We start from the raw sequence: 5,904 nt of genomic DNA, 5'->3' as shown, positions 1-5,904 counted from the left end.
GTGGTGAACGAGCACCTTGGATACGACCCTGAATGCATCGTTGGAATCGACCGGCCGGGTGAATTCCAGCTCCGCCTTGATTTTGGCGAGAAACTCATCGAGCGACCGCAACTTCTCGGGCGTCTTGGAAGGCTGATATTGGTCGTAATAGGCGCCGCGTACTAGGATCGGCAGCTGCGAGCCGAGGTGGGCTGCAAGATCCGGCTGCATGCGGTCTCGCAGCGCGTGCAGCACCGCTCCAAGAACATGCCATGCGATCTGCCGATCCGGTCCCATCTCGGCCATGATCTCGTCGAGCCAGATGTTTGTGGTCTGCAGCGTCTTGTCGAATACGTCGAGTCCGGTGGCGCTCATCGAAGCCTCCTGTTCAACGGTTTAAACGACTCATCAGACGAAACGACCGTGGGTCGGCTGTTGTTCCCGTCCCCCAGCTTAAAGGCCGTCTCTCGCGAGGCGTGTGATCAATCCGGCCAAGCTTTCGCTACGTGTGTTTCCGCCAAAATTGCCCCGTCAAGATTTGGCCATGGCGACGGCAACGAAAAGCGATTGTCCTTGCCTGTTGATGCGGAACAATATGGGCCTGTTCTGTTGGCGCGATTTCGACCACTCCTCTTGGATGTCCGACGGCTGCGTCACGTTCCGGTTGTTGGCCGAGACGATCACATCGCCACGCTGAATGCCGTTTTCGGCGGCGAGGCCGTTGGGGGCCACTTCTTGCACGAATACGCCCGTAATGTCCGGCTGGTGTCCGAGCTGCTGGCGCGCCTCATCCGGGATTGGGCTGAGCGACAAACCAAGACGTGTGTCGGCCGTTTCCGACTTTGGAACGGCGCCGGTCTGTTGCTCCTCATCGTTGCGCTGTCCGATGGTCAGAGCTATTTCCTGTTGGCTGCCTCCACGATTTCTTGTCAGCGTCGTTTTTGTTCCCGGCGTTTGGCTCGCAGCCGCGAGCGTCAAATCGTGGACGTTCTGGATGTCCTTGCCGTTAAAGCGTGTAATCACGTCTCCTGCCTGTATGCCTGCCTGCTCCGCCGGACTGCCGGGTTCGACCGAAGCGACCAGCGCTCCCTTGCTGTCGGGTATTCCAAGCGCCTCAGCAATCGACGGCGTGATCTCCTGGAGACGTACTCCGATGAAGCCGCGCTCGATCCGGCCGGTGCGGATCAACTGGTCGACGATGTTGCGGGCGGTGCGGGATGGTACCGCAAAGCCAATCCCTATGCTGCCACCTGTGGGAGATACGATGGCCGTGTTGACCCCGATCACTTCGCCGCGCGCATTGAACAGCGGGCCGCCGGAATTGCCGCGATTGATTGAGGCGTCGGTCTGGAGAAAGTCGTCGTATGGACCGGCATTGATGTCGCGCGAACGGGCCGAAAGCACGCCGACGGTGACGGTCCCACCGAGTCCGAACGGACTGCCGATCGCGATAGTCCATGCGCCGGGTTGTACTGCATCTGAGTCACCCCAGGCGGTGGTTGTCATGTTGGGCCGTGGGTCGATCTTCAGCACCGCGAGGTCGGTTGCCGCATCGCGGCCGACGAGCCGCGCAGGCAGCGTCTCCTTGTCGGAGAATACGACATGAATTTCGCTGGCATCGGCAACGACATGGTTGTTGGTGACAATGTATCCATCGGGGCTGATCACAAAGCCGGAGCCAAGTGCCTCTCGCACCCGCGGTTGAGCCGGTCCCAGGCCGCGGCCATAGAAAGGACTAAGAAGGTCGTTCAACGTCGCCTGGTCTTGGATAATCTGTCGGGTGGTTATTGCGACCACGGCCGGAATTTTCTCGCGCACGATTGCCGTGAAGTCGTTCGGGATTTCCTGGGCTGCGAGCGGAGCAAAGCCGCCGGCCGAGAGCATCAGAGTTCCGGCGATCAGGCCGGAGCAAAGTCTTTTGTTCAAAACCGGAAACATGGTCTGCGACTCCTCCAGCGTTCAGTGATCAAGCATGCGACAGCTCCAGCATGAGAAAGCGGTTCACCAGCGGATTACTACAACCTTGTCGTTCCCGTTGGCGAGTTCGACAGCTTCGGTGCCGTCCGGTTTGCGGCTTTCGATCCGGGCGCTTTCTATTGTTTCTATGCCAGCGATATTGGCTGCAAAGGCTTCGTCAATCTCGGCGGCACAGACCAGAGTATCCGGTGGCAGATCCTTTACTTGGTCCATCAACTCGCGAAGCTTCATGGCGAATCTCCTTGGCGCGGGCCCGGGTTCTTTCGACCGCACATTTCAACCATGTCCCTCAAGAAAAGTTCCCTGACGAGATTGCGGGAATCTCACAGGATGATCTCTGCGCAAGGGGTCTCTCGTAGAGCCCGAGAGAACGGTCTTTGAATAAGCACGACCGGTCCCGGAAATCATCGGAACTTCCAGCTCGCAATCCGGCGGGCGGGGATCTGCCCGTTACGCTCGGCCGCGATCTATCGGGCGTGGTGGAGCTGTCTGGCACGCGGGCGCAACTTTGAAGAAGGGCGATCCGACGTTTTGCCATGCTTGGCAATGACCGCGGCGGTAACGCCGAATACGTCGTGGTCAAGGCGACGGAAGCGGCAGCAAAACTGGAACGTCTAAGCCATGTGGAAGCCGCCGCCGTGCGGCTTGCCGGCATTACAGCATGGCAGGGGCTTTTCGACCATGGCGACCCTCAAATCCGGGCAGCGGGTTCTCGTCCATGGCGGCGCCGGCGTTGTCGGGCATCAGGCGATTCAGTTTGCCAAGGCTGCGGGCGCATTTGTCGTGACGACTGTTGCTGCCGAGGATTTCGATTTCGCCCCGCGAGGATGCACATGTGGTGGCATGGATCGTATGAGCGCGGGCTGTGTTCACTTAAGAGGGCGCTCGAAATTGCTTCTCTATACGGTATACGGTCGCCGACAAAGGGCCCGACCGGGCGAGCATGAAATCTTCACCCGGCCGCTCTGAAAGCACGGCATTCGCTCCACGATCCACTGCGTTGCCGGCGATGCCACCAGCATCTGGCGGCCAGCCGCTAACGAGAACGATCAAGACTTGTCGTCACCGTTCTGCGCTGGCCTCAATGCACAAACCTTGCCCTCAGCCAAGCCAGAAGTCTGTTGCCGGTAATTGTCCGGCGAACTCTGGCGGCAGCCCATCGCGCTTGCATCGTAGCACCGACGTGGCAGTGACAGACGATGTTGTGCAACTGCCAGTCACTCAGCTCGAAGAAGCGCTTTGCCTCACCGTAGGTGTCATCTTTCAGACCCATGGCGCGCAGCACCGGATCCTCATAGGCAACAGTGATCGGCGACCCCGCGCCACGCGCTACGGCACGGGCTTCAGGACTGAGATATTCGGTGCCTGAAAGCGCTCCGAGGCAACGCCGTGGATTTTGCTCGAGAAGCTTTGCCCAACGCTCGATCCGTTGTGTCCGAGACATGGTCGGGTATGTCGCCGAGGGCTCAACTGTTGCAATTGTCTGCAGTTGCTCGAGTGTTTGGTGTTTCATGGTCGGCTCCTTTCAATAGGTCGAAGCGCCCACGCCCTCACAGAAGATTATTGCGCTGCGACGCGCCGACAAGGCCGGAATTGGCGATGTTTAGGAGTTTGCCCCTCGCAGGGGTTCTTATCAGGAACCTTCTCGGGGGCCTGCTTGTTTTGGCTAGTGAAAGGAGAACGTCATGAGCACAAAACCACCACCCGTTCCGGCAGAGAACAAGAGCCCTAAGGGTCCGGGCGATAAGAAGTCGATTCCCGTCGACCAAACGCAGCACGGCCGTTCCGCCCCAGATCCCGACAAACAGGGCCAGCAGGGCAACACTAGGGTCAATACGACCCATCAAGGCTACCAGCAGGACCGTTAGGTGATTTCATGTCTACGTCGAAGAAGACCCGCGCCAGCATCCGCCATGGCGGTCCTGGGGCATCGCACGAGAATGCCAAGAAGCCGCTGGTGATAGAAAAGCCGCCAGCCGATTCCGATCAGCGCAGCCGCAGCAAGATCTCCGGCGGTGGAGGCGAACGCGACAGCCACCATACTCATGACTCGGAAAAGAAGGGCGGCGGCACCCGACCGGCACACCAAGCAAGGTGAAAGGTTGTTCACGTCCCGAAGCCTGCGGCCCGGCACCTCGCATTTCTGCTGAAAATGGCGAAGTGCCAAACATCATCAGGTCGTCTGATTGTGAGCACCGCCTCGGCAGTGGCTGTGGCTTTTTTGCCCTATCGCCGAAACTTCGGCCCGTCAGGCATCCTGCTGTGATTGCCCGTCCCTCCAGGTGGTCCGAGGCTGAAAGCCTGTTGCCCGCTGGCTCCCGGCCGGCGGGCGACAGGCTTTTTCCCGCTAGACGAGCGACACGATGCTACTTCCGGTGGAACAGGAAGCCCCTTCTGGGAGTTCATACCGTCATCAACAGGCGCATGGACGTGCCCTTGTATGGCGCGGCAGCGCAAGAATGGGAGAACCACCATGACCCTCGGCACCATACTCATCATCATTTTGATCCTTGTCTTGCTTGGCGGGTTCAGCGGTCTGGGTGGCGGGCCGTTCTACGGCACCGGCTATTATGGTGGCGGCGGCCTCGGTCTCGTGCTACTCATCGTCATTATCCTGGTCCTTCTCGGACGCATCTAGTGTCCGCTCGATTAGCCCGATAACTTCAGGGTGATCCTGTGTCGCTTAGTACCTTGTCCAGGAATGTGGCGGCTGCAGGCAAAGGGGGCGCACGTGACTGCCCGGACGGAACCGAAATCGCTCAAGTGCATTATAGCCGCTCGGAAATCCACGAGAATGGCGCCATAAGTGAACTTCGTTGAACAAGCCGATGTCGGCCTCGGAGTTCCGGGCATTCCCGCTGCCGATCTGATGCAGGCACTGCCGGTCGCCATCTACTCCGTCGACGGGCAGGGACGCATCACCTTCTTCAACGAAGCCGCAGCTGAGCTCTGGGGCCATCGTCCCGTTATCGGTCGGGACCTATGGTGCGGTTCGTGGAAACTTCGTCATCTCGACGGTCGGGATATGGCACATGGCGAGTGTCCGATGGCCGTGGCGCTGCGCGAAGGACGGGATGTCTCATGGGACCAGGCGATTGCGGAGCGGCCGGACGGCGAACTCGTCCCGTTCAGGGCTCACCCACGCCTGCTTCGCGACGAAGCGGGCAATGTTGTCGGTGCCATCAACACGCTGCTCGACCTGCGCACCCAGAAGCTGGGCGATGAAGCCCGCATGCGTCTTGCCGCCATTGTCGAGTCGTCGATGGACGCCATCGTGTCGAAGGACATGAATGGCATCATCACCAGTTGGAACGATGCTGCAGAGCGCTTGTTCGGCTACACGCCTGCCGAGGCGGTCGGCCGGCCGGTGACGATGCTCATTCCGCCCGACCGTCTCGACGAGGAAGTCTCGATCATCAGCCGCATCCGCGCCGGCGAACGCGTCCCCTCTTATGAGACGATGCGCCTGCGCAAGGACGGCACGCTCGTTTCGGTCTCGCTCACCGTCTCGCCGATCCGCGACGGGATCGGGCGGGTCGTCGGCGCCTCCAAGATCGCGCGCGACATCAGTTCTCACAAGGAGAACGAGCGGCGCATCCGTCTGCTCATGCGCGAGGTCAATCATCGGGTGAAGAACCAGTTTTCGGTCATCATCTCGATGATCCGCGAGACCAGCAGGCTGACGAGCACACCTGAGGCTTTCCTCGGGCAGGTTCGGGAGCGCATCATGGCGCTTTCGGAATCCCACGATCTCCTGGTCAATGCCGAGTGGCGCGGGGCGACCGTCGGCGAGCTCATCCAGGCACAGCTCAAGGCTTTTGCAGCGCAGTCCCGCGTGTCGATGGCCGGGCCAATGGTGATACTGCAGCCGAACGCCGTCCAGTATCTCGGTATCGCCTTCCACGAACTCGCCACCAATTCGGCAAAACATGGAGCGCTGTCCAGTAG

Annotated in this window: 9 protein-coding genes; 5 read left to right on the top strand and 4 right to left on the bottom strand. The window is 60.1% G+C overall.

The window, feature by feature from the left end; all coding sequences use genetic code 11:
* From EOA85_RS25510 to EOA85_RS25500, 3 genes are all read right to left on the bottom strand, one after another.
* A partial coding sequence (locus EOA85_RS25510) for a DUF2267 domain-containing protein (protein WP_127211611.1) occupies nt 1–354 on the bottom strand: 354 nt, incomplete at its 3' end.
* A gap of 156 nt (nt 355–510) precedes the next feature.
* Complete coding sequence (locus EOA85_RS25505; protein WP_127211610.1) at nt 511–1,917, bottom strand: Do family serine endopeptidase; 1,407 nt, start codon at nt 1,915–1,917, stop codon at nt 511–513.
* A 63-nt stretch (nt 1,918–1,980) separates the two neighbouring features.
* Nucleotides 1,981–2,187: a hypothetical protein gene (locus tag EOA85_RS25500; protein ID WP_029356015.1), complete on the bottom strand. Its 207-nt coding sequence runs from the start codon at nt 2,185–2,187 to the stop codon at nt 1,981–1,983.
* A gap of 450 nt (nt 2,188–2,637) precedes the next feature.
* On the opposite strand from EOA85_RS25500, the gene EOA85_RS39305 reads away from it, so the two are divergent.
* A complete protein-coding gene (locus EOA85_RS39305) occupies nt 2,638–2,925 on the top strand; it encodes a hypothetical protein (protein ID WP_245486001.1) in 288 nt (95 codons plus the stop codon).
* 112 nt (nt 2,926–3,037) lie between these two features.
* Here EOA85_RS39305 and EOA85_RS25490 read toward each other — a convergent pair whose 3' ends face one another.
* Nucleotides 3,038–3,469: a hypothetical protein gene (locus EOA85_RS25490; protein WP_095519845.1), complete on the bottom strand. Its 432-nt coding sequence runs from the start codon at nt 3,467–3,469 to the stop codon at nt 3,038–3,040.
* Nucleotides 3,470–3,641: 172 nt separating this feature from the next.
* On the opposite strand from EOA85_RS25490, the gene EOA85_RS39300 reads away from it, so the two are divergent.
* The 4 genes from EOA85_RS39300 to EOA85_RS25470 form a co-directional block, all read left to right on the top strand.
* Nucleotides 3,642–3,824 carry a hypothetical protein gene (locus tag EOA85_RS39300; protein ID WP_127211609.1) on the top strand — a complete coding sequence of 61 codons (183 nt, stop codon included), beginning with the start codon at nt 3,642–3,644 and terminating at the stop codon, nt 3,822–3,824.
* Between the two features lie 8 nt (nt 3,825–3,832).
* Nucleotides 3,833–4,054, top strand: a complete 222-nt coding sequence (locus EOA85_RS25480; protein ID WP_029356010.1) for a hypothetical protein — start codon at nt 3,833–3,835, stop codon at nt 4,052–4,054.
* Between the two features lie 375 nt (nt 4,055–4,429).
* The gene (locus EOA85_RS25475) at nt 4,430–4,594 is read left to right on the top strand and encodes a DUF3309 family protein (protein WP_065007862.1); all 165 of its coding nucleotides are present in this window, start codon (nt 4,430–4,432) and stop codon (nt 4,592–4,594) included.
* Between the two features lie 168 nt (nt 4,595–4,762).
* Nucleotides 4,763–5,904: PAS domain S-box protein (locus EOA85_RS25470; protein ID WP_348627928.1), on the top strand; the 1,142-nt coding region annotated here is incomplete at its 3' end.

It is taken from the genome of Mesorhizobium sp. M5C.F.Ca.IN.020.29.1.1 (assembly GCF_003997375.1).
GTDB classification, from domain to species: Bacteria; Pseudomonadota; Alphaproteobacteria; order Rhizobiales; family Rhizobiaceae; genus Mesorhizobium; species Mesorhizobium wenxiniae.
This window is presented reverse-complemented; position numbering and strand designations above follow the sequence as displayed.

Bases quoted from the DNA above. Each gene is read 5' to 3' on its own strand.
- EOA85_RS25480 (WP_029356010.1), top strand. From the start codon at position 3,833: ATGTCTACGTCGAAGAAGACCCGCGCCAGCATCCGCCATGGCGGTCCT.
- EOA85_RS39305 (WP_245486001.1), top strand. From the start codon at position 2,638: ATGGCGACCCTCAAATCCGGGCAGCGGGTTCTCGTCCATGGCGGCGCC.
- EOA85_RS25500 (WP_029356015.1), bottom strand. From the start codon at position 2,187: ATGAAGCTTCGCGAGTTGATGGACCAAGTAAAGGATCTGCCACCGGAT.
- EOA85_RS39300 (WP_127211609.1), top strand. From the start codon at position 3,642: ATGAGCACAAAACCACCACCCGTTCCGGCAGAGAACAAGAGCCCTAAG.
- EOA85_RS25490 (WP_095519845.1), bottom strand. From the start codon at position 3,469: ATGAAACACCAAACACTCGAGCAACTGCAGACAATTGCAACAGTTGAG.
- EOA85_RS25505 (WP_127211610.1), bottom strand. From the start codon at position 1,917: ATGTTTCCGGTTTTGAACAAAAGACTTTGCTCCGGCCTGATCGCCGGA.
- EOA85_RS25475 (WP_065007862.1), top strand. From the start codon at position 4,430: ATGACCCTCGGCACCATACTCATCATCATTTTGATCCTTGTCTTGCTT.